Genomic DNA, 25,312 nt, shown 5'->3' on the forward strand with positions numbered 1-25,312 from the left:
ACCAAAAAAGGGCGACGACCCGATTGCACCCACTATTAGTAGGAGAAGGCCGGGACGGCCGCCCCACGGTAGTAGCGGTTGATGGCATCAGCCACATATCGACTGTGGTAGGCGGAAACCAGGGACTTGTAGGCGGGGTCGTTCTTGTCGACCTGCCTGGCCACGATGATGTTGACATAGGGGTGATTGGCTGGCGATTTGAGATCGCCGGGCACCTGGTAGATGGCATCCTGGATCTTCATGCCGGCATCCAGGATGAAATTGGTGTTGGTGATGCCGGCCGCATAGTCGGGCAGGACCTTGACGATTCCCGGCGGATCGACCTGGTCCAGGACCAGCCCGCGCGGATTGTCAACGATGTCTTCGGGAACCGGCGTGGTGGCCTTGGGGTCGCGCAACCCGATCAGCCCGGCGCTGGCAAGCACCTTCAGGGAGCGGCCCAGGTCGATGGGATCGCTGGGAATGGCCAGCCGCTCGCCATGCCCTATCTGGTCAACGCTCCGGTACTTCTTTGAGTAGAGGTTGAGCGGTGAAATGTAGGTGTCGCCGATGGCGCCGAAGCGATACCCATGCTGCTTGGACTCCTGCTCCAGAAAGGCATAATGCTGGAAGGCGTTCAGGTCGATCTCCCCGTTGGCCAGCGCCTGATTGGCGTAGCGCCCGTATTGGAAGGACCGAAGCTTGATTTTTATGCCGGCCCGGCGCTGGTCCAACTCGTGCTGAACAGCCTTCCAGATCTCCTCATCGGCATCGCCCACCAGGCCGATGCTGATCTCCCGCTGGCCGCGTTCAGGCTGGTTGACCTTGACATAGGCCACGCCCATCAGGACGGCGACCACCAGGATGACGACCGAAACAGCCGCCAGCTCTCGCTTGGCCCTGGTTCTTCTGGTGCTCATATCCGTCCTCCTTCATCGATGGAACCTATCGCATCAGGAAACCTTGAAAGCCGGCAGGCAGGCGCCCTTGTAGACACGGACGATGGTGTCGGCCACAGGCTTGGAATGATAGGCGCGCACTACTGCGGCGTAGGTGGGGTTGTCCCGCTGATCCTTGGTGGTGACGATGATGTTGATGTAAGGCTTGTTGGCCGGGTTTTGCAGATCGTAGGGAACCTCGTGGATGGCATCATGCACGCTGCGACCTGCATCGACCACGAAGTTGGCATTGGTGACCCCGCCCGCATAGTCGGGCAGCAGGTTGAGGATACCGGCCGGGTCCACCTGCTCGATGTGCAGATGCTTGGGATTGTCCACCACATCCTCAGGCAGCGGGTTGGTGGCCTTGGGGTCGCGCAGCCCGATCAGCTTGGCATCGGCCAGGACCTTCAAGGCCCGGCCCATGTTGGTGGCGTTGTTGGGAATGGCCACCCGGTCGCCGTCCTGGAACTGCGAGGGCTTGGCATAGCGCTGCGAGTAGAGATTCATGGGCGAGATGTAGGTATTGCCAAGCACGGCCAGCTGGTAGTGGTTGGTCTTTACATCGTCCTCCAGGTAGGCATAGTGCTGGGCGGCGTTGAAGTCCACCTCGCGGTTGGATGTGGCCTGGTTGACGTAGATGGCGTCCTGGAAGGGCTTGAGTTCGATCCTGATGCGTTCGCCACGCCGATCCAGCTCTGCCTGGACGGCCTTCCAGATCTGGTCGTCCGAGCTGCCGATGACGCCGACCCTGACGACCTTGACATCGGCACCCACCTGGTTCAGGCGGACATCGGTGCCGACCACCAGCGCCAGCAGGAGGACGATGACCAGGCTGAGCGCCGCCAGCTGGATCTTGGCTTTGTTCTTTTTGCCGACGCGATTACGACCGACCACGATAATCTGACCTTTCCCGGGTTGCTCAGTGTTCGACGACCTCGGCCAGAAGCCGGCCGAACAGTTCGATCAGGGCGATGAAGATGACCAGCACGATGATAGTGGCGATGGTCACGTCATTCATGGACCGCTGGTAGCCCAGACGGATGGCGAAGTCGCCCAGACCTCCGCCGCCCACGATGCCCACGGTGGCGGTCTCGCCCACCAGACTGACGATGGTGATGGTGGTCACCCGAATGATGGAGGGGATGCCCTCACGCAGGTAGACATGCCAGATAATCTGCCAGGTGGTCATGCCCATGGACTCCGCCGCCTCGACATACCCAGGGTCCAGACCGGCAAGGGCCGATTCGATCTGTCGGGAGAAGAAGGGGGTAATGCCCACGACCAGCGGGAAGATTGCCCCCTTGGGCCCGATGGCCGTGCCCATGAGCATCCTGGTCACCGGCACCAGGGCCGCCGCCAGAATGATGAAGGGGATGGAGCGGAAAAGGTCGATCAGCTTGTCCAGGACGGTGAAGACCAGGCCGTTGTGGCGGATACCGTCACGCCGGCTGATGATCAGCCCCACCCCGATGACCAGGGCCAGCAGGAAGGAGATCACCCCGGAGACGCCGACCATGACCAGGGTCTGAACCATGCTGCTGAAAAACTCCGGCAGCCGGCTCATGACGTTGGGGAACCAGGCGGTAAGCAGGGACGTCATGACTTGAGAACCTCGATTCCGATGTTGCGCGAGCGCAGGTATTCCATGGCCCGGCGGATGTTTTCAGCGTCGCCGCCCACTCTGACCACCAGACCGCCCAGGGGCGCACCCTCCACCACATCGATGTCGCCGAAGATGATGTTGACGTCCAGGTTGTAGCGACGGCTGATGGTGGAGACCAGGGCCTCGGAGACCTCCTTGGAGACATAGGACATGCGCATGAGGATCTGCCCGGGCTCCAGGGCCACCAGGGGCGAATCGGCGGCCATCAGATCCTTGACCTTGTCCAGGTTGGAGGTGGTGGCCACGAAGGATTTGGTCAGCTGGGCCTTGGGGTCTGCAAAGACATCGAAGACCCTGCCCTGCTCCACGATGACGCCCTGGTCGATGACCGCCACCCGGTTGCAGATCTGCCGGATGACCGACATCTCATGGGTGATCATGACCACGGTGATGCCCAGCTGGTCGTGCAGGTCGCGGAGCAGCTGAAGAATGGAGCGCGTGGTGGTCGGATCCAGTGCGCTGGTGGCCTCGTCGCTGAGCAGGATATCCGGTTCGTTGGCCAGGGCTCGAGCTATGGCCACCCGCTGCTGCTGGCCACCGGAGAGCTCGGCGGGATAGTGGTCGGCCAGCTCGGTCAGCCCTACCAGTTCCAGAAGCTCGGACACCCGGGCCCGTCGAGATGCACGGTCGCGGCCGCTCCCCCGCAGAGGCAGGCCCACATTGTCGGACACCGTTCTGGAGGGCATCAGGTTGAAATGCTGGAAGATCATGCCGGTACGACGCCTCAGGTCCCTCAGCTCGGCCGGAGCCAGATCCTTGACCTCGCAGCCGCGGACCTTGACGCTGCCCGAGTCGTAATCCTCCAGCCCGTTGATGCAGCGGACCAACGTGGACTTGCCCGCCCCGCTCAGACCAATGATGCCAAAAATATCCCCAGTCTCGACGGTCAGATCAATGTCGGCCAGTGCCGTCTTGTCTTCGTCGTCGTCGCTGTGATAGGTCTTGGTCAGGTGCTCCATCCGCACCGCCGGTGTCCGCTCGCTCACGTTCCCGCCTTCCCTGGTCGACTGCCTGACATGGTAATCGTCCCGGCGGCCAGTGGACAAGAAGGCCTCTATAGATGTCATTTATAGGCATGTATCGATAACCCGCCTGCTTGGTCGATGGGTCGGTGGCAGAATATGGGTATGAGCGCATCCGGTCAGCAGCGGATTATCAACACCATCAATCCCGGGGAGCGACCGTTCGGCTCTCCTCTGGGGCCAAGATCTACACGAGTCCTTCTCCTAGGAGCCGGCGAACTCGGCCGCGAGATAGCCATCAGTCTGATGCGGCTGGGTGCCTGGGTTGGCGCGGCGGACTCCTACCCTGGCGCACCGGCCACCCAGGTGGCCCATGCGGGCTACCAGGTGAAAATGAGCGATCCCCAGGCTTTGGAGGACCTGATCGACAAGGTCCACCCCGATTTGATCGTGCCTGAGGTGGAGGCCATCGCCACAGACCGCCTGATCGGTGCCGCGGCCCGGGGCATCCAGGTAGTGCCTGCCGCCCCCCTGGCGGCCATGTGCATGGACCGCCGGGCCCTGCGCGTCTTCGCCCACGAACAGGTAGGCCTGCCCACTACCCCCTACCGATTCGCCGACTCCCCCGAAGAGCTGGCCAGCGCGGCGGACCAGGTGGGCTACCCCTGCATGGTCAAACCCCTGATGAGCTCCTCCGGCCACGGACAGACTCTGGTGCGAAGCAGGGAGGGTTTGTCTCAAGCCTGGAATTCGGCACTGACCCAAGGCCGGGCAGCCACCAAGCACCAGGGCAAGGCCGAGGTCATCGTGGAGGCCCTGGCCCCCCTGGCCCATGAGCTGACGGTTCTGACCGTGGCCTCCTGCGCCGGCGTGGCCACCTGCACGCCCATCGGCCAGCGTCAGGAGGACGGGGACTACCGCCTCTCCTGGCAACCGGCGGATCTGAATCCTGACATCCTGCAGCAGGCCCGGAGCATGGCCACCCGGTTGGTTGAGGCCATGACCTCCCTGGCCCGCCAGAGCGGCGAGACCGGTTGGGGGATCTACGGTGTGGAGATCTTCGTCCTGCGCGACGGCTCCCTGCTCTTCAACGAGGTGGCGCCGCGCCCCCATGACACCGGCATGGTGACCATGATCTCCCAGCGGCTGAGCGAGTTCGACCTTCACGCCCGGGCCATCCTGGGCATTCCCGTCCACCAGGAGGATCTGGCCCTGAGTCTGCCGGAAGGCGCATGCGCGGTCAGCCGGCCCATCCTGGTCAGGGGCCAGGGACCGGTCAGCTTCCAAGGCTTGCCGCAGGCCCTGGACCACCCAGGCACCGACCTGCGCATCTTCTCCAAGCCGGAAGTGCATGGCCTGCGCCGCATGGGCGTGGCCCTGGCCCTGGGCCCTGACCTGCAGACTGCCACCAAGCGTGCCGAAGCCGTGGTCCACGATCTGAAACCCCGGGTGGGCACGGGGATGTAACCCGGGCTTGCTATGGTGGTCGTGTCCCAAGCAGTGCAGAAGTTTCCAATTCGCAACAAACTCGAGGAAGGCGAACAGTGGAAAAGTTGGGAATGCGCTATCAAGGCAAGGCCAAGAAACTGTACGAGACGGATGACCCGGACATACTCTGGGTTGAGTACACTGACCAGGCCACCGCGGGGAACGGGGCCAAGAAGGCCAATATCGAAGGCAAGGCCAGACTGAACAACAGGATCACTACCGTGATATTCTCCCTGCTGGCCCGCCGGGGGATCCCCAGCCACTTCATACGCAGCGTCTCGGATACCGAACAACTCAACCGCCGGCTGGACATGTTCCCGCTGGAGATCGTCATGCGCAACCGGGCCGCAGGCTCATTCGCCCAGCGGTACGGGGTTGAGGAAGGCACCGCCCTGAAGCAGCCGGTGCTGGAGTTCTTCTATAAGTCCGATCCCCTGGATGATCCGTTTATCAACCGGGACGACATCCTGGCCCTGGGACTGGCCACTGAGCAGGATCTGGACATCATCGCCGCGAAGACCCGGGAAATCAACGGGGCCCTGACCAGCATCTTCCGCGCCATCAACGTGGAGCTGGTGGACTTCAAGATCGAAATGGGCAAGACCGGATCGGGCATCATCCTTCTCGGCGACGAGATCACCCCCGACACCTGCCGGCTCTGGGCGATCGGCAACAATAATGACGGCCAGGTCACCCACTTGGACAAGGATATCTTCCGCAGGGACCTGGGCAGCATCATTCCGGCTTATCAAACCATTCTGGATGGGCTGACCGAATTGGAGGAGCGCGAAAGCCAATCGAACAGCTGAATCGGTCGACCCGGAAGCGAGCATATCGCCTCCGGGTTTTTCATTGGTCCCCAACCAGTCCATTGCGAAAGGATCCATTGTGCTCTTCCGTGTCTATACCGAGAAAAAGCGGGGCTTCGACCAGGCCGCCGACAGGCTTGCCGAACAGCTGCGCACCCTGCCGGGCGTGCAAGGGCTGACCGGCCTGCGCATGTTCAACCGCTACGATCTGGAAGGCATCGACGAAGACCTCTTCAATCGCTGCCTGCCCACGGTCTTCGCCCAGCCCCAGACCGACCTGGTGGCCACCCAATTGGAGCAGGCCTTGCGCATGAAGGGCGACGAGGACCTGCCGCCGCTGGATTCCCCCATGCTCTTCGCCGTGGCCCCCCTGCCCGGCCAGTTCGATCAGCGAGCCGACTCCGCAGCCCAGTGTGTCCAGCTGATCGGCCAGGGCGCCCGCCCCTTGGTGGCCACAGCCACTGTCTACCTGCTCCAGGGCGACCTGGATGCCGAGCAAATAGAGGCCATCCGCAATTACCTGGTCAATCCGGTCGACTCACGGGTGGTAGGGCTGGAGCAGCCCAAGACCCTGGCCATGCCTGACGACGATCCGGATCCAGTGCCCGTATTGGACGGGTTCCGCGATCTGGATGATCCTGGACTGGAAGCATTGATCGACAAGCTGGACCTGGCCATGGATCTGCCGGATGCCCGCTTCTGCCGGGATCACTACCGCCAGGAAAAGCGCGACCCGACCCTGACCGAGCTCAAGGTGATCGACACCTATTGGTCGGACCACTGCCGGCACACCACCTTCAATACCAGGCTGGAGCGGATCGAGGCGGACAACCCCCGAGTACGGACCACGCTGGAACGGTATCGGGCAATCCGAGGAGAGCTGGGCCGTCAGGACCGACCTGAATGCCTGATGGACATGGCCACCATCGGAGCCAAGTACCTGCAGAAGCGCGGCATCCTGAACGACGTGGACCAGTCCGAGGAGGTCAACGCCTGCACTATCCGGACCAAGGTCGACGTGGACGGCCAGGATCAAGACTGGCTCTTCCTGTTCAAAAACGAGACCCATAACCATCCCACCGAGATCGAGCCCTTCGGTGGCGCAGCCACCTGCATCGGCGGAGCCATCCGTGATCCCCTTTCCGGAAGGGGCTACGTCTACCAGGCCATGAGGGTCAGCGGGGCAGCAGATCCCCGTCAACCGCTGGATCAGACCCTGCCCGGCAAGCTGCCCCAGAGCCGGATCGTCCGTCAGGCAGCCGATGGCTACTCCTCCTATGGCAACCAGATCGGGCTGGCCACCGGGCAGGTTCGGGAAATCTACCACCCAGGCTATGCGGCCAAGCGGATGGAGGTGGGCGCTGTTGTGGCCGCCACACCGGCCGACCATGTGATCCGCCGCCGACCTGCACCCGGCGATCTGATCATCCTGGTGGGCGGCAGGACCGGCCGCGACGGAATCGGCGGCGCCACTGGGGCTTCCAAGTCCCAGAATGAAGAAAGTCTGGAACGTTGCGGAGCCGAGGTGCAGAAGGGCGATGCCCCTGAGGAGCGCAAGCTCCAGCGCCTCTTCCGCCGTCAGGAGGCGGCCAGGCTGATTGAGCGCTGCAATGACTTCGGAGCCGGCGGCGTTGCCGTGGCCGTGGGCGAACTGGCGGACGGGCTGAACGTGGACCTGGACCGGGTACCGCTCAAGTACCAGGGGCTGGACGGGACCGAAATCGCCATTTCCGAGAGCCAGGAGCGCATGGCCGTGGCCCTGGCTGCCGAAGATGCGCCCGCCTTCATCGAGTACGCCCAGCAGGAGGACCTCGAGGCCACCGTCATTGCCGAGGTCACCGAAGAACCCCGGCTGCGGATGACCTGGCGATCAGAGACCATCGTGGACATCCCTCGATCCTTCCTGGCCTCCAACGGCGCCCCTCATAAGGCCGATGCCCAGGTGGCGGTCCCTGCTCCCTACCATGCCCCCTTCGAGGTCCAAGGCAACCTGGATGCGCGCATGAAGGCCTTGCTTGCAGATATCAACGTCTGCTCCCAGCAGGGTCTGGCCGAACAGTTCGACTCCACCATCGGCGCAGGCACCGTCCTCATGCCCTTCGGCGGAGCCCGACAGCTGACACCGGCCCAGGCCATGGTGGCCAAGCTGCCCGTGGATGGGCACACTGCCACCGCCTCGGCCATGGCCTGGGGATTCAACCCCTGGATCAGCAGCCAGGACCCATACACCGGCGCCTACCTGGCCGTGGTCGAGAGCCTGACCAAGCTGGTGGCCTCTGGCTTCAGCCGTTCCCATGCCCACTTGAGCCTGCAGGAGTACTACCCCAAGCCCGGCGGCGACCCCCGGCGATGGGGCCTGCCAGTGGCCGGCGTCCTTGGCGCCCTCCAGGCCCAACTGGACCTGGCGGTGGGGGCCATAGGCGGCAAGGACTCCATGTCCGGCAGCTTCGAAGACCTGGATGTGCCGCCCACACTGATCAGCTTTGCTGTGGCCCTGGGGCAGGCCAAGGATGCAGTCTCCCCCGAGTTCAAGGCGGCTGACCGTCAGGTCTATCTCTTGGCGCCCGAATACCAAGAGGACGGTTTGCTGCCCGATCCGGAGAGCCTGCGGACCGTCATGGACCAGGTGGAATCGATGATCAGCCAGGGCCTGGTGGATGCTGCAGCCACTCCGGGCTACGGATGCATGGCACAGTCCCTGATGGAAATGTGCATAGGCAACAGGATCGGACTGGATCTGGCATCAGACACTGCTATATCTGCGCTCTTCCGCCCCGCCTATGGAAGCTTCATCCTGGAGACCTCGGGTCCGGAGCCCCTGTTCATTCAGAATTCCGGCCTGCATTTGCGCCTCCTTGGACACACTCGCGAGGATTATCGTCTGCGCTGCGGCGGCGAGGATCTGGACCTGGCTGAGCTTGAGGAAATCCGTGCCAGGGGATTGGAAGGCATCTTCCCGTACCGGGGCCAAGGCGACCAGGTGCCGACCATCGGCCGCGCCGACCGTGAGCCCGGCAGGCCAGCGGCGCGCAGAACCAGGGGGGCTGCCAAGACCGCACGCCCCAGGGTGGTCATGCCCGTCTTCCCCGGCACCAACTGCGAGTTCGACTCCGCACGGGCCTTCCAGGACGCTGGAGCCCAGGTGGATACCGTGGTCATCCGCAACCTGAATGCCGAGGACGTGACCGAAAGCTCCAGCCGCCTGGCCCGGGCCATTCGCAGCAGCCAGATACTGATGCTGCCCGGAGGCTTCTCCGGCGGCGATGAGCCAGACGGTTCGGCCAAACTGGTGGCATCCTTCCTGCGTTCCAACCAGGTAGCCGACGCCCTCCAGGAGCTTTTGCAGGACCGGGACGGGCTGGTTCTGGGCGTTTGCAACGGCTTCCAGGCGCTGATCAAGCTGGGCCTGGTTCCCTATGGCAAAATCGTCACCGGCTCGCCCGAGGATCCCACCCTGGCCGTCAACACCATCGGTCGCCATCAGAGCCGTCTGGTCCACACCCGGATCAGCTCCACACGCTCCCCCTGGCTGAGCGCCTGCCGGGTGGGTGAGATACACACCATGCCCATCAGCCACGGGGAAGGGCGGTTCGTGGCCGAGCCCGGCCTCCTGCGCGCCCTGATCGACCGAGGACAGGTGGCTGCCCAGTACGTGGACGAGCAGGGTCATCCCTCCATGGATCCACTGGTCAACCCCAATGGATCCGACATGGCCGTCGAGGCCATCACCAGCCCGGACGGCCGGGTGCTGGGCAAGATGGGCCACACGGAGCGCAGCGGCCCCGACCTGTATCTCAACGTGCCCGGAAACCGCACGCAGCCGCTCTTCCAGTCGGGAGTGGACTACTTTGCCGCCTAGGGGAAAGGACGTAGACCATGTCGTTGGAGCTTGAAGGCATCCACGAGGAGTGCGGGATTTTCGGCGTCTGGGGGCACCCCGACGCTGCCCGGCTGACCTACTTCGGCCTGCATGCCCTGCAGCACCGCGGCCAGGAGGGCGCCGGCATCGTTTCCAACGACCAGGGGCACCTGATAGGACGGCGGGGCCTGGGCCTGCTGACTCAGGTCTTCCCGGACGAGTCCAGCCTGGCACCGCTGACCGGTGACCGGGCCATCGGCCACGTTCGTTACGCCACAACCGGCTCAGGGTCCATCGAGAACATCCAGCCCTTCGTCTTCCGCTTCCATGACGGGGACATAGCCCTGGCTCACAACGGCAACCTGACCAACTGCAACAGCCTCAAGGCGCAGCTGGAGGATCAGGGGGCCATCTTCCACTCCAACTCCGACACCGAGGTGCTCATGCATCTGATTCGGCGCAGCCCTGAAAAGGACTTCATGGCGGCGCTCAAACAGGCCTTGCGCCAGGTCCATGGCGGCTTCGCCTACCTGCTCATGACCGAGGATGCCATGATCGGAGCCATGGATCCCAACGGCTTCCGTCCCCTTTCCCTGGGCCAGCTGCCAGGAGGGGCCTATGTCCTGGCCTCGGAGACCTGCGCATTGGACCTGGTCGGCGCCAGGCTGGTGCGGGACATCGGTCCCGGCGAAATCGTCCGGGTGGACGACTCGGGCTACAGCATCGAGAGCTATACCGATCAGACCTGCCTGTCCATCTGCTCCATGGAGTTCATCTACTTCGCCAGGCCCGACTCCAATATTTATGGGGTCAACGTCCATTCGGCCCGCAAGAGAATGGGCGCGAGGCTGGCCCGTGAGGCCCCGGTGGACGCCGACATGGTCATCGGGGTGCCCAACTCCTCCCTGTCCGCCGCTTCAGGCTATGCCGAGGCGGCCGGGCTGCCCAACGAGATGGGGCTGATCAAGAACCAGTATGTGGCCCGCACTTTCATCCAGCCCAGCCAGGCCATGCGCGAGCAGGGCGTCAGGATGAAACTGGCCGCTGTGCGCGGCGTTGTAGCCGGCAAACGGGTGGTGGTCATCGACGATTCCATCGTCCGAGGCACCACCTCGCGCAGAATCGTCCGCCTGCTCCGGGAGGCTGGGGCCAGCGAGGTGCACATGCGCATCGCCTCCCCTCCCCTGCGCTACCCCTGCTACTACGGCATCGACATCCAACGGACCTCCGAACTGATTGCTGCCAAGAAGTCCGTGGAGCAGATCAGAGAAGCCATCGAGGCCGATTCCCTGGCCTACCTGAGTCTGGACGGTCTGGTGGATTCCATCGGCCTGGGTCGTGATGCACCCTACCAGGGACTCTGCGTGGCCTACTTCAACGGAGACTACCCAACGCGGCTTGACGACTACGAGCAGGGCTTCCTGGCCTCGCTGACCCCAGAAGACCGGGCCCGGCTGGAAGCCTCCAAAGGATCCTACGGGCTTGACATGCCTGCGGGGTCGGGGCAGAAGACAGACCAATGAGCACTAGCGAAGAGCAGAACAGACAGCGCAGAGAAAGGGGCATCCATGCCGAAGGCATATGAGCAGGCTGGGGTATCGGTGGAGGCCGGATACGAACTGATCGACAGGATCCGCTCCCACACGGCCAGAACGCGCAGGCCTGGGGCCGGCGACATCGGCGGCTTCGGCGGCGACTTCGACCTGTCTGCGCTCAATTATCGACATCCAGTCCTGGTTTCAGGCACTGACGGCGTGGGCACCAAGCTGATGGTGGCCCGGGAAGCCGGCCGTCATGACACCATCGGTCAGGACTGCGTGGCCATGTGCGTCAATGACATCATCGCCCAGGGGGCCGAGCCGCTGATCTTTCTGGACTACATCGCCTGCGGGCACAACGATCCGGCTCTGCTGGAGCAAGTGGTCAAGGGCGTGGCCGACGGCTGCGTTCAGGCTGGGGCTGCCCTGGTAGGCGGGGAGACCGCCGAGATGCCCGACATGTACCAGCCGGACGAATACGATCTGGCCGGATTCACCGTGGGTGTGGTCGAACGGGAGTCCCTGGTGGACGGTTCGGCCATCAAGGAAGGCGACCAGCTGATCGGTCTGCCCTCCTCTGGCGTCCACTCCAACGGCTTCTCCCTGATTCGTCAGGTCCTGCTGGACCAGGGGGGCATGAAGCTGGAGGATCGGCCCTACCAGCTTGATGGACGGACCCTGGGAGAGGAGCTGCTGACCCCCACCCGTATCTACGTCAAGGCCTTGCGCCCGCTCTTCGCCTCGGGCCTGCTCAGGGGCGCAGCACACATCACCGGCGGCGGCTTCGTGGAGAAGGTGCCGCGAATCCTGCCCGAGGGGCTGGCTGCCAGCTTCGACCTGAATGCCTGGAAGGTGCCGCCCATCTTCACCATGATCGAAGAGATGGGCAGGGTCGACCATCTGGAGATGTACAACATCTTCAACATGGGCATTGGGATGGTTCTGGTGGTTTCTCCTGACCAGCTGGACCAGGCCCGCGCAGTCCTGGATGAGGAGCAGGAGCCCTACGCCCTGATCGGACAGGTGACAGATGCTCAAAACGGCCAGCAGGTCATCCTTAACGACAACGGTCGTCAGTAATAGCGAGAGGAGCCCATCATGGCGGACAAGGTACTGGTCATCGGCTCGGGAGCCAGGGAGCACGTTATCGCCACCACCCTGCTGTCCGGACCAGGAGTGGATCGGGTTTGGTGCGCCCCAGGCAACCCGGGTATGGAGCCGGACGGCATCAGCCTGCTGCAGGAGGATTCCTCGCAGCCAGAAAAACTGATCGCTGCAATACGCGAGCTGGGAATCGATTGGGTCTTCGTCGGACCCGAGGCCCCTTTAACCGCTGGATTGGTCGACGAACTGCAGGCTGCCGGCATTCCAGCCTTTGGACCTACCAAGGCCGCGGCCCGCATCGAAGGGTCCAAGGGCTTTGCCAAGGACCTGATGCGTAGGCATGGGATTCCTACCGCTGACTATGCGGTTTTTCATGACTTGGACAGTGCCAAGTCCTATGTGCACTCGCACGGCGCCCCGGTCGTCATTAAAGCTGACGGTCTGGCAGCCGGCAAGGGTGTGACGGTGGCCGCCGACCTTGAGCAGGCCATACAGGCCCTGGATGACATCTTCATCGATCATAAATTCGGGCAGGCAGGTGCCCAGGTAGTCATCGAGGATCAGCTGGTGGGCCAGGAGTGCTCACTCATGTGCTTCGTCAGAGGCGAGCAGTTCTGGCCCATGCCCCTGTCCCAGGACCACAAGCCCGCCTATGACGGGGATCGGGGTCCCAACACCGGCGGCATGGGGGCCTACTCCCCTCTGCCGCAGTTCGGCCCGGAACTGACCCAAAAGGCCCTGGATACCATCGTCGCGCCCGCAGTCCGTGCCCTGGCGCAAGAAGGCAGTCCCTTCACCGGAGTTCTGTACACAGGGCTCATGGTCACTGACAAGGGTCCTGAAGTCATCGAGTTCAATGCGCGACTGGGCGACCCGGAGACCGAGGTGGTGCTGCCTGCGCTGACCAGCGACTTGGGCACGGCCATCCGCACGCTGATGGAGGGCGGAGAGCCGCAGTTCACCTGGGACGACTCCCACAGCCGCCTGGGTGTCATCCTGGCAGCCCAGGGCTATCCCGGCAATCCCAAGACCGGGGTGCCCGTGCCGCTGATCGCCCCGGAGCAGGACCTCAGAGCCTACTACGCCGGAGTGTCCGGCTCGGCTTCCACTGGCCTGACGTCCTCCTCGGGAAGGACCGCCCTGGTCGTGGCCCAAGGCGACGACCTGGCCCAGGCCGCCCGGCGAGTCTATGACCGGCTGGACGGATTGTCGATGCCCGGACTCTTCTATCGACACGACATCGGCCACCGCGGACTGGAAGCCTAGTTGGCCGAACTGGTCGAGCTCTCCCGGTCCTTGTCCCGGTTCTGCTCTTCCTGACGGACTTGCTCCTTGGCCTGCTCTTTGGCCTGGCGCTTCTTTTCAGCCTTCTGTCGGGCAGCATCGGAGCGGCGGGTGGGCGTGGCAGTGAAGCCCGTCCCCTGCAGGTAGTGCTTGCCCGCCATGATGTCGTACTGGATCAGCTTGTAGTCATTCAGGAGCTGCCGGGTGGCCCTGTCGAAATCTCGGGCATCCATGGGCTGACCCTGGGCATTCAGATAGTTGGTCTGCCCTGCTGGAATCCTGTTCCAGTCCTGGATTTGGTTGGCCACCGGAGGCTCAATGGCACTGATTTTTTCGTGGAGCTGGGTCAGGAAGGCCGTGAAGGGCGAGACCTTGGCGTCCATGTGCTCGGCCGCCTGGGCTTGGAAGAAGTTTGGCGAGGAATAAGCGCTATTGCTGACCTGTGCTCCAGAAGAATCCGAAGCCTTGTTTGACCAGATGAAGTAGTCGGTCAGATGCAGGGCCAGGGAGTTGCGCTCGTCCCAGCTTGCCGTGCCGTAGATGCCAGGCAGGTGATCCCCGTAGAAGACCACGGTGACCGGCTTGCTCTGGGAGTCAAGGCTGTTCAGAAAATCGGCGGTAGCCTGATCGCTCAGGCTGACCCCCTTGGCGTAGGTGCGTATGGATTGCATCTCATCGTCGCCCAGGGGCCTGCTGGGGTCGGAGGATCTGACCGAGAAGCCGTTGCCGTCATACCAGTCGTTGTAGGGCATGTGGTTCTGCATGGTGATGACCTCGACGAACTGGTTGCCCCTGTCGTCGCCCATCTGCTCCAAGGCGGATTCGTAGGCGGAGCGATCCCCCACATACTGGCTGCGGTCGATGCGGTCCTGGTGGGCTATCTGGTCAGGACCAGTCAGCGAGTAGAAATGCGAGAAGCCGAACTTCTTGTAGTTCTCGGCCCTGGAATACATGGAGGACTCGTAGGGGTGGAAGGCCAGGGACCTGGATGGCGTCCCCCAGGCCTGATTGACCGTGGGTATCCAGTTCAGGTGAGGGATGACCTGCTGATAGGGGGAGGTCAGCGAGGGATCGAAGTTGGCCATGGACAGGCCGGTCATGGCCTGGAACTCCAGATTGGCCGTTCCCCCGCCATAGCCTGAGGAGAGCATGAGCCCGCTGGTGGTGCCCTCCTTGATGGATCTGATATGAGGCATGGGGTCCTGGTTGAGCGCGACGCCCGGCACCCGTGTGGGATCCGAGAACGACTCAGAAAGGATATAGACCAGGCTCGACTCATTCATATAGGACTTGCGGTCATGGTTGATGCGGTCCGCCGAAAGCTGGTATCGATGGGCCAGAGACTGCATGGTGGCACGACTGTATCCTGCGGGCTGGTCCATGACCTTGGGTCGCAGCTGCCGGGAGAATGACACGAAGACCCCGTTGCGCTGGGCGTCATAGACCGAGTCCCACATGGAGGGTTTGTCGCCCATGAACTGCGAGAAACGATAGGCGGGACTGCCGTAGGTGCCCACAGTAGACATGAACACCGCCACCACCAGCACCGGAACAAGAACACCTGCTGTACGGAGTCCCGCACCCAAAGGCTTGTTGCCAGTGGCCACCGGACGGCCGCGACGGGCATCCATCCGCGTCACCACCCAGCAAAGCGCGCCGAGGACGATCAGGGCCACGATGCCTAGCCCGATCATGATCAGGGACCGGGCCGGCAGGAAGGAGACCAGGTTGGCCGCATCAGCATGGAGGAAATCCAGGTCCGAGGGCAGGACGGCCTCATACCGTGCACGCACCTTGAAGCGTTCGATAACCGCTATGACCGCGCAGATGGCCAGGATCAGCCCTGATGCCGCCCAGAAGCGGTTGGTCAGGTAGGTCAGGGCCAGGTAGACCAGGCCCACAGCCAGCATGTTGAGCACCAGGACGAACCGACGCTGGGTCCACATGGCCGAGATGAAGCCCCAGAATCCGATCAGCGGGTTGGACAGCTCGACGCGGGAGCTGTTCAGGGAGACCCCCCACTGCAGGATGCCCACTGACAGGAAGTCAATCAGGATGAAGGCAAGCAGGTAGACCCACCCGCGTACCTGAAGACGTCCGGTCATGTTCTGCATCCAGGATCTCCACCGGCCGGGCTGATGCTTACGATCGTTCACCGCATACTCCTGACTTTGGCGATTGGGCCCGCTGGGCCTTTACCGATACCTGTGCCATTGTTCCCATCAAGGACGACAAGCCCCACGAAAACATCCCTTGGCGAACATCAAGCGCAAGTGGACTCATCAGGCCTTGGCGCCCGGCACCTGCTGGACCAAGGCGCTGATCCAATCCTCCAGGTTCCGGTACTTATCGGGGCGCTGCTCGCTGACCTCGAACACCGGCACATGGGCCTTGCGAGCCTCAGCAGCCAGCTCCTTGGAGGTTCGATTGACTTCTTGGGTGTTGAGGACCAGCATGTCCAAGCGTCCGGATGCCAGCAAATGACGGAAGGCCACAAGGTCCTCAGGCGAGGGCTCGCTCTCGTTGGCGGCCGCCCGCAGGTACCCCTCTGGGGTCAGATCCTCCATGCCCAGATCATGGCAAAGGTAGTAGGCAGCCGATTCCGTGGCCGCGTAGTGCCGTCCCTGGGTGTGCTTGCGCGCATCGGCAATAAGATTGTCCAGCCGGGCCTGCCGACCCTGCCAGTCCTGGTAGGCCTTGTCGAAGCCAGCCGCTCGGTCTGGGCGCAACTGCCTGTAGGCCTCATGCACGGCCTTGGCAGCTGCTCTCCTGCCCTGGGAGGAAAACCAGAGATGGGGGTTGTCGCCGGTCTTGCGCCCTGATGCCTTGGATACGTCCACCAGCTTGGCCTGCCCGGTTTCCGCGGCCTTGGCAGCCCAGTCGTCGATGCCGGCCCCGTTGACGATGACCAGATCTGCACGACTGATCCGGGCGATGTCCGCCGTCGTGGGCTCATAGTCGTGGGCATCAGTCGAGGTGTTGCTCAGAATAGTGTCCACCCGGGCCTGGTCGCCGCCCAGGTCCACGGCCAAAGACTGCCATTGGTTGATGCTGGCCACCACCTGCAGGGGGCCGGATCCTGTGGACGACGAGGATGATTCGCTCTTGCCGCAACCTGTCAGACAGGTCAGCAGGGTCAGTCCGGCCAGGAGGGCGGCGACCAAGGTACGGGTCCGGCGGAGGCGTGGGCTGCTGGCATGCATGGATGGGTGGTTCCTTCCTGGCGACGGCACTGGACGGACCTGTCGCCAGGCTCGCCGACCGTTACTGAGATTGATTATCAATAAATCTACCATAGACGAACCCATGACCGGAATCTGAAGATGCGATCCTGGTGAGAATGAATGGCTGTTCAAATGGCAGCCGTGCGACCGGACACTCCCTATACTGAACTGCGGATGTATTTTGGTTGGAAGGAATGGCATGGGTGCATGGCTGGCAAGGGTTCATCTGACCCAGGGGTGGTTGCCTGCGTCAATATTTTCGCTGACAGCCCTGGCCCTGATCGTGCTGGTGCTGACCGGACTGACGCACGGACGCTGGCGGACTCTGCTGCGTCAAGCGGCCATTGCCCTAGGCATAGGAGCCTTGGGACTGTTGGCCACCTGGCTGGTCTCCGACGTCTTTATGCTCTTCGGCGTCTCACTGGGCTGGATGGTCATCATCAGCGTGGCCTTGGGATTCCTGGCAGTGGGGTTTGCTGTCTGCATCCTGATTACTGCCCGGGGCTGGCGCCGCGTCCTTGCCGCCCTGACCGTCCTGCTCTGCCTGCTTTCCACCGGGCTTCGAGTGGATATCATCTACGGGGAGTTCACCACTCTGGGGTCCCTGTTCAGCGTCTCCCTCTACCCCGACTACAAAGACCATAAGACAGCCAGACCGGCCATGAGCGTGGCACAGTGGCGATCCTTGGCCTCACGGGGCGAGCTGCCCTCGCATCCCAGTGTCGGCCGATCCTACAGCATGCGCATCCCCAACAGCCGCTCCCGATTCGCGGCTCGTCCGGCTGATATCTACCTGCCGCCCGCCGCCTTGAGCGACAAACCGCCCGCGCTGCCTGTGTTCGTGCTTCTGGCCGGCCAGCCCGGAAGCCCCGACCGGCTCTTCACCGCCGGAGCCATTCCGGCCATGATGGATGCCTACGCCGCCCAGCACGACGGCCTGGCACCAGTGGTGGTCTCCCCCGACCAGAACGGTGCATCCTCTCACAACAGCCTGTGCGTGGACTCCCCCGTCTACGGGAAGGCTGAAACCTACCTGAGCAGTGACGTCCCCGCCTGGATCCGCGCTGAACTGCCCGTCGCAAGCCAGCCCCGGCAATGGGCCATCGGAGGATTCTCCCAGGGCGGGACCTGCTCCACCCAGCTTGGGGCGCGGCATCCAGACGTCTATGGAAGCATGCTACCGGCTGATGGGGAGCTGGAACCGACCCAGGGTCGGCAGGAACAGATGATCCGCGACTACTTCGGCGGCGACCGAAAGCGCTTCCTGGCCCAGGTTCCGGCCAGGGCCATGCTGGAGCGGGCGCCATCCCGCCAGCTTCTGTTCACCGCAGCCGGGTCCAACGATAAAGAGTCCCAGCACAATATGATGGTCATCGCCAAGGCCGCCAACCAGGCGGGCATGAAGGTGCGGGCCGTCATCACCCAGGGATCGGGCCATGACTGGCATACAGTCAAGACGGCTTGGAAACCCGGGCTGGAGTGGGTGGGCGAAGCCATGGGACTAGGACCCATGTCCCGACCAGTTGAAGATTTCCCGAACATTATCGAAACACACCTCGGCTGAACCGCTGACAGATCAGAGCGTCCAAACCGATAAGCAGAAAGAGCCGCCGCAATCATGGAGACAACAAATAAAGGATCCGGGCTGATGGAGCCTTCGGCCAAGACCGTGCTTCTGCGGGACCTGACCAGATGGGTCAGTCGTCACGCTCTTGCACTGGCTTTCAGCCTTGCGCTGGTCCTGCTCAACCTGATCAGCTGGCTGCTGATCTGGCTGCTGCGCATCCCCGGCAGGACACGGCTGGGCATGCCGCTGTCAGACCTGATCATTCACCAGGTTCCGCATCCGGTCCACGGCCAGGGCCGCCCCTCGCTTCTGGTCCAGTTCGCACGGCTGCTGGTATCCTTGGTCATCACCCCTGGCCCCCTGCAACTGATCATAGATGTGGCGCTGGTGCTGGTCATGCTGTGCATCGCCGAGACCCGACTGGGTCGCAGACGCACCGTGCTGGCATCAGTCATCAGTGCGATAGGCGGCGCGGCTGTCGGGCTGATCATCTGCACCCTGATCAATGCACTCCAGGACCATTGGGCCTGGTTCATCCGAGTGCCCATGACGCTCAGCCCCATCATCCTGGTGGTCGGTTCCCTGATGGCCTCCATCCCCTTCAGCGACTTCCTCTGGCGACGCAGGATCGCCACAATAGGCTACACGGCCTTGATACTGATGGTGCTGTATACCGGCAACCCCGGCTACTATTGCGCCCTGGCTGCAGCGCTGATCGGCCACTTGACCGGCCGCCTCTGGCACGGACCGGTCCAGGACGCCAATCCGCATGGCCACAGCGGCTCCTATGAGACCCGCCACCTGCTGGGGGCCATTTCCACGGTTCTGGCTCTCGGCCCCCTGGTCACCGTCTCCTCCAGGATCCGCGCAGGATTCTTCACCCCGCTGGGCATGTTCCTGGGTTCGGACCCTGGCGGCAGCGCTGCCCTGTCCCGCTGCCTGGCCGAGAACAACCAGGCCAGCTGCTACGCCCAGTACGGTCTGGTCGCCGGCCGAGCACCCACCGGCGTCTCGTCCCTGATCATGCCCACCCTGGTACTGCTGGTGGTGGCCTGGGGCATCTATCATGGCCGCCGGGTTGCCGCTGTCACCGGTCTGGTCCTCAACACCCTGACCATCATCCTGGCCATACTCTATTTCCTGGTCTTCCCCCTGACCATCGGAGACGGCCTGCCTCGGGTCATCCACCACGGCGCCTTGCCCTCCCTGCTGATCATCACCCTGCCGCCGCTGATTCTCAACTGGTTCCTGGCACGCAACCTGCGCATCTTCCTGGTACGGACCAAGGCCTCGCGCCTGCAGGTGGGCTGGGCGGCCATCGTCTTGGCCTTCCTGGCCACGGCCATGGGCTATCTGGCCTTCACTGCCGCAAGCCCCGGGTCCTTCCACCCCTGGCCCACCACCGGCAGGGCCCTCTCCCAGCTGCCCGAACTCTACCTGCCCAATGGTGTGGCCTCGCGCTTCCGCCCAGCCCTGGTCCCACGCACGCCCACCGGGATGATCGTCAGCCATGGGGTGGGGCTGATCTTCTGGCTGGCGGTCCTGGTGGTTCTGCTCTCCTGGATGCGCAGCTCGGTCATCCAGAACGGCAGCGAGCGCCAGGAGGCCGATCGGCTGGTCGAGTATGGAGGCGAGAGCATGTCCTTCATGACCACCTGGGAGGGCAACAGCTACTGGTTCTCTCCCAGCGGCCGCTCGGCCATCGCCTACCGTCTTTTGCACGGCATAGCCCTGACCACCACTGGACCATTCGGCGACCCTGACGAGTATGCGGATGATCTGGACGGATTCACCCGTTTCTGCAACGCCCATTCCTGGTCACCGGTCTTCTACAGCGTCCACAAGCCTCAGCGCGATCTGCTCGCCTCCCGCGGCTGGTCAACCCTGACAGTCGGTTCGGAGATGGTGGTCACCCCCAGTCTTTGGCAGACCAAGGGCAAGAAGTGGCAGGACATTCGCACAGCCATCAACAAGGCCAAGCGCGACAAGATCACGGACGTGCTGACCACATTCAACGATGCCTCTTGGGATGTCCAATCGCAGATCGTGGACATCTCCGAGCAGTGGGCCGAACTCAAGGCCCTGCCCGAGATGAAGTTCACCCTGGGCGGCCTGGATGAGCTGAGGGACCCGCGCATGGCCATCCTCTACGCCGTGGACGACCAGGGCAAGGTGCTGGCCGTGACCAGCTGGATGCCCACCTACCGCCAGGGCCAGGTAATTGGATGGACCCTGGACTTCATGCGGCACAGGACCGACAGTCCCAACGGGATCATGGAGTTCCTGATAGCACGAATGGCCGAACGGCTGCGCGACCAGGGCACGGCGGAATTCATGAGCCTATCGGCCGCTCCCCTGGCCGGCATGGACAGCAGCGAAGACGATGACGATGGTCAGGGCGAAGATCGGACCGCCTTCCTGCAGCATGCTCTTCACCTGGTGGCCGACCTGATGGAGCCGGCCTATGGCTTCCGCTCGCTCTTCTTCTTCAAGAAGAAGTTCCAGCCCAGCGAGCACCCGGTCTATATCTGCTATCCCGACCCGGCTCAGCTGGCTCAGATCGGACTGGCTGTAGTCCAGGCCTACCTGCCCAATCTCAAGGCTTCTCAGGCCTGGGATGCCATCAAGACCATCATGCCCAAGGGCCGGGAGGATCACTGACGTCTGCCTAACCGGAGCGGTCTCGACAGCTGCTGCACAGGCCGTAGACCTCCAAGGTGTGCGAGGAGACCGTAAAGCCATGTTCAGACGCCACGGCCTTCAGCCAGCCATCGTCCGGCGGGCTGATCTCCACGGTCCTGCCGCAGCGTTCACAGACCAGATGATGGTGGTGCCTACGCTGGGCCAAGCAGACCCGGTAGAGGCGGATGCCTCCGTGCTCAATGCAGTCCAGGCTGCCGGACATATGCAGGGAAGCCAGCTGCCGATAGACCGTGGCCAGGCCGATTCGCTGGCCCGAATCGCCAAGGAGCCTGTGCAGCTCCTTGGCTGAGACAAAGTCATTCTGGGCCTGAAGAACCTTCCAGATGGCGTTCTTCTGCCGCGTCCGGCGGCCGACGGATGAGCCAGCGTTCATGATTAGACACACTCCTTGGGCTCCACCAAGCCTACATCCGGATTGCCGGGACAGATGTGAGGATTCGGTTCAGTCCAGGTCGGACCAGCAGCCTGTGGCTTCCAGGTCCTGTGCAGTCTGCTCCGGATCGTCGGTCAGCACCGTCAGGTGCCCCATCTTGCGGTCGGTGCGCACTTCGGCTTTGCCGTAATCATGCAGGAACCATTCGGGGTGCTCACCCAGCAGCCGCCTGACCGGGGCCACATGCTGTCCCAGAACGTTGACCATGACCGCCGGGCTGAGCAGGCGCGGATTCGGCAAGGGCCACCCGGCGATGCCTCGGACGTGGGCATCGAACTGGTCCATGGAGCAGGCCTCGATGGTGTAATGACCAGAGTTATGGGGGCGCGGGGCCAACTCGTTGACCACCAGACCGCCGTCGGGCATGACGAAGAGCTCAAGGGCCAAGGTCCCGGCCAGCTTGAAGCCGTCAGCCAGGGTCAGGGCCATGTCACGCGCCCGGTCAGCCATCCCGGGATCGACCTTTGCCGGTGCCAGAGTCATGTGCAGGATGTTGTGACGATGCTCGTTGCGGACCATGGGGAAGGTCACGTAATCCTTCCCGTTGCCTGAGACCAAAATGGATGCCTCGAAGGCAAAGTCCACGAACCCCTCCAACACGGAGGGCGGGAAGTCCCGACCCTTCATACGCGCCTGCAAGGCCTGCAGATCCTCCTTCGTGCGCAGGACCGCCTGGCCGTGACCATCATAGCCGCCGGTTCGTGTCTTGAGCACAGCGGGCATGCCCAGCTCTTTCAGGGCCGCGTCCAGCTGATCAAGACTGTCAACCTGCCTCCAGGGAGCTGTATCGATGCCATGGCGGTTGATGAAGGTCTTCTCGTGGACGCGATCCTGGGTGACCCTGAGCAGGTCGGTCCCCTGGGGGATGGCCACACGGTCCCTCACCTGGTCCAGTGCGTCGGCATCCACGTTCTCGAATTCGTAGGTGAGCACATCGCTGCGGTCGGCAAGCCGCTTGAGGGCATCCAAGTCCCCATAGTCGGCCGTCTCCTGAAAATCGGCGACTTGGGCCGCAGGGGCATCGGGCGTGGGATCCAGCACGCCGATGCGGAAGCCGTGGTAGCGGGCGCTCAGGGCCATCATCCGTCCCAGCTGGCCGCCGCCCACGATCCCGATGACGGATCCCGGCTCCAGGTGATCGATTCTTCCCTTGGTCTCCTCAGACAAGCTTGGCATTGGAAGCCTCCACTGATCGGGCCAGCTCGGCACGGTAGTCATCCAGGGCCTGAGCCAGCCTCGGATCATTGATGGAGAGAATCGAAGCCGCCAGCAGGCCGGCGTTGGTAGCCCCGGACGCCCCAATAGCCGTAGTCGCTACAGGAATGCCGGCAGGCATCTGCACGATGGACAGGAGTGAATCAACCCCGCTCAATGCATGGGACTTCACTGGCACTCCGATGACCGGCAGCGTGGTCTGGGCCGCCACCATCCCAGGCAGATGGGCTGCTCCTCCGGCCCCGGCGATGATGACCCCTATGCCCTGGCTCCGGGCCTGATGCGCGAACTCCGCCATGCGCCCTGGTGTGCGATGGGCGGAGATGACCTCCTTGGTGTAGACGATAGCGAACCGGTCCAGCATCCGACAGGCTTCCTTCATCGTCTCCCAGTCGCTCGATGATCCCATGATCACTGCGACGCGTGCCCCTTCATGTGTATTGTCAGCCATCGGCCCTCCAATGTTCATGCACATCCGATACTACGCAAGGCCGGGGAGAAGCCGGCCAATCGTGACGGTCCTATGGATGTAAGGGCCGGGCCTGGTGAACATCGGGCTTACAGCGGTTCCAAACCGCTGTCTCAGATTTAGAATCATTGGATTGCATTACGGAAACAGACAGGAGGGTTATGGGCAAGCTTCTGGACAGCATCGACTCCCCACAGGATCTGAAGATTCTCTCCCTGGAAGAGCTGAATCGACTGGCCGACGAGATTCGTCAGCTGCTGATCAGCTTCTGTCGACGTCACGGCGGCCACCTGGGTTCCAACCTGGCCACCATCGAGCCCATCATCGCCCTGCACTACGTCTTCGATATGCCTCATGATCATCTGATCTTTGACGTCTCCCATCAGGCCTACACACACAAGATCCTGACCGGCCGGCGCCGGTTCTACACGGACCCTGAGTCTCAAAAGGATCTTTCCGGATTCACCTCGCCTAAAGAGAGCCCCTACGACGACTTCATGCTGGGGCACACCGGCACCTCCATCGGCCTGGCCTGCGGAATGGCCGCCCAGCGGGATGCGACCGGAGGCAAGGCCAACATCATCGCCTTGATCGGGGACGGCTCCCTGAGCAGCGGGCCAGCCTTCGAGGGGCTGGACTGGGCTGCTGAGCAGGGCGGCAACCTGATCATTGTGGTCAATGACAACGAAATGTCCATCGCCGAGAACCACGGGGGGCTATACAAGAGCCTGGCGGCCCTGCGTGCCAGCGGGGGACGCAGCTCAGACAATCCCTTCCGCGCCCTTGGACTGGACTACCGCTACGTGGAGGAGGGCAACCGAATCGAGGATCTGATCAAGGCCTTCCGCCAGGTCAAAGACACTGATCATCCGGTGGTGGTTCATATCCATACCCGCAAGGGCCTGGGACTGGGCCAGGGCAGCCAAGGACAGATAGGATCGACTTCGATGGCCCAGAGCGATGGGCAAACAGCTCATATGACTTCCCTGCCGGATTTGCCCGCCGAGGGTCCGGTGGAGGCCAACCACTGGCAGGACGGCTTGGACTCACTTAACCGTCTGCCCAACTCACGAAAGACATACGGAAGAATGGCCATGCAGACCCTGGAGGCCAGGTTCTCTCAAGAGCCGGGCCTGACGGTCATCTCCCCCGCTACACCGCTGTCCAATGGCATCGATCCCGACTTCCGCCAACGGGCCGGAAACCACTACCGGGACGTAGGCATCGCCGAATCCCATGCGATAGCCTATGCCGCGGGCATCGCCAAGGCCGGAGGCACGCCTGTAGTCGCCACCTCAGCCACCTTCTTCCAGAGGGCCTACGACCAGATCGAGCAAGAGATGGCCTTGAACGGCAGTGCGGTGACCCTGCTGGTCTTTTCCACTGGCGTTGCCAAAACCGATGCCACACACTCAGGCACGGCCGACATGGTCATGATGCGAGGCATCCCCGGACTGACCTGCCTGGCTCCGACCAGCGGGGCTGAGTTCTTGGACATGCTGGCCTGGGCCACTGGCCCGGCCCGGCAGCCGGTGGTCATCAGGGTGCCCGGCGAGCGCACGCTGGCGACTGAACGCGCAGGCAAGCCGATAGCGCCGGTAAAATCCGATTCCACGACCGCAGGCCAGCCATGGGACCGTTACCGTATCCTGCAGCAAGGCAGGACAGTGGCCCTGCTAGCTCTCGGCGATGCCCTGCCCCTGGGTCGTGACCTGGCTGATTCCCTGGAGGCATCCATGGAGCTAAAGCCCACACTGGTGGATCCCCATCGCTATGACCGCTTGGATGAACAGACCCTGGAGGCCCTGGCCAGCACCCACTCCCTGATGGTCACCATCGAGGATGGTCAGCTGGATGGCGGCTGGGGCCAAGCCGTGGCTGCATACTACGGACCTAGTCAGATCCGCACCCTGGCCTTTGGAGCGGCCAAGGAATTCAACGACCGGGTCCCCCGGGCTACCCTGTTGGAAAGATATGGTATGACCGTTCCTGCAATGACCCAAGCCATATCGGATGCCCTTGTCGACCGGGCTTCATAGATCTGACCCGCCGGTGGACACAGGCGGGTACAATG

18 protein-coding genes are annotated in these 25,312 nt (G+C 63.0%); 9 read left to right on the top strand and 9 right to left on the bottom strand.

Annotation, left to right across the window (positions count from 1 at the left end; translation table 11 throughout):
• Positions 1-35 precede the first annotated feature (35 nt).
• The 4 genes from ACUIAG_RS04030 to ACUIAG_RS04045 are packed head-to-tail and all read right to left on the bottom strand — an operon-like array spanning position 36 to position 3,569.
• A complete protein-coding gene (locus tag ACUIAG_RS04030; RefSeq protein ID WP_445340260.1) occupies positions 36-899 on the bottom strand; it encodes a MetQ/NlpA family ABC transporter substrate-binding protein in 864 nt (287 codons plus the stop codon).
• Positions 900-932: 33 nt separating this feature from the next.
• Positions 933-1,814: a MetQ/NlpA family ABC transporter substrate-binding protein gene (locus ACUIAG_RS04035; protein ID WP_445340261.1), complete on the bottom strand. Its 882-nt coding sequence runs from the start codon at positions 1,812-1,814 to the stop codon at positions 933-935.
• 25 nt (positions 1,815-1,839) lie between these two features.
• The gene (locus tag ACUIAG_RS04040) at positions 1,840-2,520 is read right to left on the bottom strand and encodes a methionine ABC transporter permease (protein ID WP_313838110.1); all 681 of its coding nucleotides are present in this window, start codon (positions 2,518-2,520) and stop codon (positions 1,840-1,842) included.
• Positions 2,517-3,569: a methionine ABC transporter ATP-binding protein gene (locus ACUIAG_RS04045; protein WP_445340262.1), complete on the bottom strand. Its 1,053-nt coding sequence runs from the start codon at positions 3,567-3,569 to the stop codon at positions 2,517-2,519. The genes ACUIAG_RS04040 and ACUIAG_RS04045 overlap by 4 nt, the downstream gene beginning before the upstream one ends.
• Before the next feature lie 135 nt (positions 3,570-3,704).
• On the opposite strand from ACUIAG_RS04045, the gene purT reads away from it, so the two are divergent.
• The 6 genes from purT to purD all read left to right on the top strand — a co-directional run bounded on the left by purT (position 3,705) and on the right by purD (position 13,609).
• Positions 3,705-5,012, top strand: a complete 1,308-nt coding sequence (gene purT / locus ACUIAG_RS04050; protein ID WP_445340263.1) for a formate-dependent phosphoribosylglycinamide formyltransferase — start codon at positions 3,705-3,707, stop codon at positions 5,010-5,012.
• 77 nt (positions 5,013-5,089) lie between these two features.
• On the top strand, positions 5,090-5,842 hold the full coding sequence (gene purC, locus ACUIAG_RS04055; RefSeq protein ID WP_445340264.1) for a phosphoribosylaminoimidazolesuccinocarboxamide synthase: 753 nt from the start codon (positions 5,090-5,092) through the stop codon (positions 5,840-5,842).
• Between the two features lie 79 nt (positions 5,843-5,921).
• Positions 5,922-9,701, top strand: a complete 3,780-nt coding sequence (locus tag ACUIAG_RS04060; RefSeq protein WP_445340265.1) for a phosphoribosylformylglycinamidine synthase — start codon at positions 5,922-5,924, stop codon at positions 9,699-9,701.
• 17 nt (positions 9,702-9,718) lie between these two features.
• Positions 9,719-11,224, top strand: coding sequence for an amidophosphoribosyltransferase (gene purF / locus ACUIAG_RS04065; protein ID WP_045924674.1), 1,506 nt, complete (start codon positions 9,719-9,721; stop codon positions 11,222-11,224).
• Between the two features lie 45 nt (positions 11,225-11,269).
• Complete coding sequence (gene purM / locus ACUIAG_RS04070; protein ID WP_198189275.1) at positions 11,270-12,319, top strand: phosphoribosylformylglycinamidine cyclo-ligase; 1,050 nt, start codon at positions 11,270-11,272, stop codon at positions 12,317-12,319.
• Positions 12,320-12,337: 18 nt separating this feature from the next.
• Positions 12,338-13,609: a phosphoribosylamine--glycine ligase gene (gene purD / locus ACUIAG_RS04075; RefSeq protein ID WP_445340266.1), complete on the top strand. Its 1,272-nt coding sequence runs from the start codon at positions 12,338-12,340 to the stop codon at positions 13,607-13,609.
• On the opposite strand, the gene ACUIAG_RS04080 is transcribed toward purD, so the two are convergent.
• Both ACUIAG_RS04080 and ACUIAG_RS04085 read right to left on the bottom strand, forming a co-directional pair.
• Positions 13,606-15,783: a sulfatase-like hydrolase/transferase gene (locus ACUIAG_RS04080; RefSeq protein WP_445340267.1), complete on the bottom strand. Its 2,178-nt coding sequence runs from the start codon at positions 15,781-15,783 to the stop codon at positions 13,606-13,608. The genes purD and ACUIAG_RS04080 overlap by 4 nt on opposite strands.
• A gap of 126 nt (positions 15,784-15,909) precedes the next feature.
• Positions 15,910-16,830 carry a metal ABC transporter solute-binding protein, Zn/Mn family gene (locus tag ACUIAG_RS04085; RefSeq protein WP_445340268.1) on the bottom strand — a complete coding sequence of 307 codons (921 nt, stop codon included), beginning with the start codon at positions 16,828-16,830 and terminating at the stop codon, positions 15,910-15,912.
• A 220-nt stretch (positions 16,831-17,050) separates the two neighbouring features.
• On the opposite strand from ACUIAG_RS04085, the gene ACUIAG_RS04090 reads away from it, so the two are divergent.
• Together ACUIAG_RS04090 and ACUIAG_RS04095 are read left to right on the top strand one after the other, a co-directional pair.
• Complete coding sequence (locus tag ACUIAG_RS04090; RefSeq protein ID WP_445340269.1) at positions 17,051-18,415, top strand: alpha/beta hydrolase-fold protein; 1,365 nt, start codon at positions 17,051-17,053, stop codon at positions 18,413-18,415.
• Between the two features lie 54 nt (positions 18,416-18,469).
• Positions 18,470-21,079, top strand: coding sequence for a bifunctional lysylphosphatidylglycerol flippase/synthetase MprF (locus tag ACUIAG_RS04095; RefSeq protein ID WP_445340270.1), 2,610 nt, complete (start codon positions 18,470-18,472; stop codon positions 21,077-21,079).
• 7 nt (positions 21,080-21,086) lie between these two features.
• Here ACUIAG_RS04095 and ACUIAG_RS04100 read toward each other — a convergent pair whose 3' ends face one another.
• The 3 genes from ACUIAG_RS04100 to purE all read right to left on the bottom strand — a co-directional run bounded on the left by ACUIAG_RS04100 (position 21,087) and on the right by purE (position 23,220).
• On the bottom strand, positions 21,087-21,494 hold the full coding sequence (locus ACUIAG_RS04100; RefSeq protein WP_445340271.1) for a Fur family transcriptional regulator: 408 nt from the start codon (positions 21,492-21,494) through the stop codon (positions 21,087-21,089).
• A gap of 69 nt (positions 21,495-21,563) precedes the next feature.
• Positions 21,564-22,730: a 5-(carboxyamino)imidazole ribonucleotide synthase gene (gene purK, locus ACUIAG_RS04105; protein WP_445340272.1), complete on the bottom strand. Its 1,167-nt coding sequence runs from the start codon at positions 22,728-22,730 to the stop codon at positions 21,564-21,566.
• On the bottom strand, positions 22,714-23,220 hold the full coding sequence (gene purE / locus ACUIAG_RS04110; RefSeq protein ID WP_024626635.1) for a 5-(carboxyamino)imidazole ribonucleotide mutase: 507 nt from the start codon (positions 23,218-23,220) through the stop codon (positions 22,714-22,716). The genes purK and purE overlap by 17 nt, the downstream gene beginning before the upstream one ends.
• A gap of 179 nt (positions 23,221-23,399) precedes the next feature.
• Between purE and ACUIAG_RS04115 the strand changes: the two genes are divergently transcribed.
• Positions 23,400-25,277, top strand: coding sequence for a 1-deoxy-D-xylulose-5-phosphate synthase (locus ACUIAG_RS04115; RefSeq protein ID WP_445340273.1), 1,878 nt, complete (start codon positions 23,400-23,402; stop codon positions 25,275-25,277).
• Positions 25,278-25,312 lie beyond the last annotated feature (35 nt).

The organism is Bifidobacterium sp. ESL0825 (assembly GCF_052606465.1).